A 2,855-nucleotide genomic window follows, 5' to 3' on the forward strand; every position below is an offset into this window, starting at 1 on the left:
TGAGCAGTTCTTCACGGCGGCGAAGGCAGCGGATGTGGGCATCCTGGCGCGGGTGCCGCTGGCGAGCGGCATGCTGACCGGCAAGATGACCCGTGACAGCTCGTTCGCCGCCGATGACCACCGCAATTTCAACCGGCACGGCGAGGCGTTCGACAAAGGCGAGACGTTTTCGGGCGTGGACTATGACACGGGGTTGCAAGCTGTCGAGGCGCTGCGCCCGCTGGTGCCGGAGGGTCAAACGCTGGCCGAGTTCGCCCTGAGGTGGATTCTGATGTTTCCGGAGGTGAGCTGCGCCATTCCGGGTGCCAAGAACCCCGCTCAGGTCGAGGCCAACGCCCGCGCCGCCGATCTGAGTGCGCTGACGGGGGAACAGATGCGCGGCGTCACTGAGGTATATGACCGCTTGATCCGGCCCCAGGTGCAGGAGTTGTGGTGAGATGCCGGAGGCCCACCGCCAGCGCCAGAAACCCTGCGCCCGCTGTGGCCAGCCGAGCCTGGTGATGTACAGAGTTGTTCGCAAAGCGGCGGAAGGCTGGGTGTTTTTATGTCCGACATGCCGCACGGTTGAGGCCGAGAATAACCCGGAGTACTGCTACGGCGGCACCTGGAAGGCGGAAAAGGGACGGGGTGGATCGGGGTAAACAGGCACTACCACCACTCAAAACAGTGACATCACCTGCGCCTCGGTGTCCAGAAAAGGGCGCCCGGCGTCCAAATCTTCCAGCACCTGATGAACGTTCCGGGCGACGCGGCGGGCAAACTCGACGGGCACGGCATTGCCGATCTGCATCTGAATATCCCGGCGGTTGTGGCCGAAGAATTCCCAGTGATCCGGAAAGGTCTGGAGGCGGGCGTATTCGCGGTGCGTAAAAGACCGCAGGCGTGAGGCCGACACCCGCCAGAGCGTCACGCTGGCCTCCGGATTTCGGATGTACTTCTCGCTGGCCCGGTCCTTGATATGCCGCGCCGCGCTGACACAACCCTGTGCCCAGCCCCAGACCGTCGCCGTATCGACAGCGGGAAACGGCTCGTCGAAGGAGCGCACCGGATGGCCGTCCGAAGCGGTGCGGGAAAAGCGTACCGGAACCACCGCTTCGGACAGTGAGAAAGGCTCACCCGTTTGCCGATGCACGGCACTTTCAAAGCCCCAGACCGGATCATGGTTGGGGAGTGGAGCAGGCAGGTCGTCATGCGCCAGGTCATGGAGAAATGAGCGAATGGTCGTCGGCTTGCCCGGCTGCGGCAGGTGGTATCCGGCAGGCGCCCCGCCCAGGAAAGCCACAAAAATAAATCGCCTGCGCGTCTGCGGCACCCCAAAACCCGATACCCGGAAGATGTCGAAATGCACGCTGTATCCGGCATCTTCCAGATCGGCGGCGATCTGCTGGGCGAACGGACGGTTGGTGTCCGGCGTCAGCATGGTTCTCAGATTCAGGACATTCTCGATGACGATCACGCGGGGACGCACCTGCCGCGCCACCCGAATGACCTCGCGGTAGAGGGTATTGCGCTCGTCGCTGTCGTTGCGGTGGCCGCCCAGTGAAAACCCCTGACAGGGAAAGCCTGCCAGCAGCACATCCGGGCGCTCCGGAAGACGCGGCTCGTACAGCCGGACATCCGCTTCCTGCACGTTCCAGTGCGGACGGTTGCGGCGCAGCGTCTGCACCGCCCAGGGGTTGAACTCCACCGCTTCCAGGTGCTGAAAGCCCTCCTGATCGAACCCCAGATCAAGCCCCCCGGCGCCGGTAAACAGACTCAGTACGGTGTAGCGCCTCAAACCTCGTCACCCGCTTCCAGCGCTTCCTCCAGTACCTCGCGGCTGTCGGTCAGGGTCACGGCCTCGCCGGACTGCCCTGCCAGGCGATACGCCCTGAATCGGTGTTCCCGACCCGCTTGCGGATTGGTGGTAAATTCCGGCGTCAGGGTATTGCTGCGGAAATCGAAGGTGTAGCCGACCAGCAGGCGTTCGACCTCCCGGCGCACCAGCTCACCCACGCACTCCAGACGGTCATCGACTGGGCTGTAGTCAGGCAAGATCAAGGTGCGGTTGCCGACGGTGCCGCTCGCCGTATAAAACGGCAGTGGAAAGACATACATCTTGCGGTCCCTTACCATCAGATCGCCGTAGCTGCCGTAGCCCAGAAAACTTTTATTCTTGGGATCGGCGGCGGTGGCATTGATAAACGAGGCGTGGCAGATCAGCAGGTCGGATAAGCCCAGGCTCAAGTCCGAAGTCTGTGGATAGCGCCCGAAAACATAGTAGATCTGCCTCCCACGGTGCATCGCCTGGGGAAAGCGGCTGTTCGAATCGATGGTTGGGCGCCCAGGCAGCGACAGACCCTTGAGTTCGTAGCCTTCGGCGCTGTCGCTCAGCACAAAATCGGGATACCCGTTGCGGCCCACATCGCTGTAATGATCGCCCACGACTTCTTTCAGGCGCTCCTGCATCCAGTCCTGGAAGAAAAATTCCTTGTCACTCCCACTTCTTTTTCTCAGCAGCACCTGTCTGTTCATGGCCTCCACACAGGCGATGAAGACATCCACGCAGCGTGAGGACGAGGGAGCAGCGGCGCCTGGCACATTCATAGCCGCACTGTAGCGCCTGGCCCCTGCTTCACCCTAGCCGCCACATCTGCGCCTCATTCCCGCGCAGCACGCCAGCAGCAGCCCCAGCGTGACTGCTCAGCAGCAATTCGGCGCCCTGCATCTCCAGTAAGCGGATCGGCACGGCCTCGCCGCCGAAGTTGAGGAGCACCAGCACCCGCTCGTGACCCGCCTCACGCACGAAGCCAAACACGCCGCTGCCGGGCCGGGTGTTCTCGAAGCTGCCGCCGGTCAGGTTTACTACGCCCTGC

Annotated in this window: 3 protein-coding genes and 1 pseudogene; 1 reads left to right on the forward strand and 3 read right to left on the reverse strand. The window is 62.8% G+C overall.

The features are described from left to right. On the forward strand, positions 1-436 hold a 436-nt coding region (locus Q0R23_RS16500), incomplete at its 5' end, for an aldo/keto reductase (RefSeq protein WP_293914762.1). A 222-nt stretch (positions 437-658) separates the two neighbouring features. On the opposite strand, the gene dcm is transcribed toward Q0R23_RS16500, so the two are convergent. From dcm to Q0R23_RS16515, 3 genes and pseudogenes are all read right to left on the reverse strand, one after another. Beyond that, positions 659-1,777 carry a DNA (cytosine-5-)-methyltransferase gene (gene dcm / locus Q0R23_RS16505; RefSeq protein WP_293914764.1) on the reverse strand — a complete coding sequence of 373 codons (1,119 nt, stop codon included), beginning with the start codon at positions 1,775-1,777 and terminating at the stop codon, positions 659-661. Beyond that, the gene (locus Q0R23_RS16510) at positions 1,774-2,514 is read right to left on the reverse strand and encodes a hypothetical protein (protein WP_293914765.1); all 741 of its coding nucleotides are present in this window, start codon (positions 2,512-2,514) and stop codon (positions 1,774-1,776) included. The genes dcm and Q0R23_RS16510 overlap by 4 nt, the downstream gene beginning before the upstream one ends. A gap of 100 nt (positions 2,515-2,614) precedes the next feature. Further along, a pseudogene (locus Q0R23_RS16515) lies at positions 2,615-2,855 on the reverse strand (hypothetical protein); the annotation flags it as partial.

This window comes from Deinococcus sp. (assembly GCF_025362455.1).
In the GTDB taxonomy this organism is placed as follows: domain Bacteria; phylum Deinococcota; class Deinococci; order Deinococcales; family Deinococcaceae; genus Deinococcus.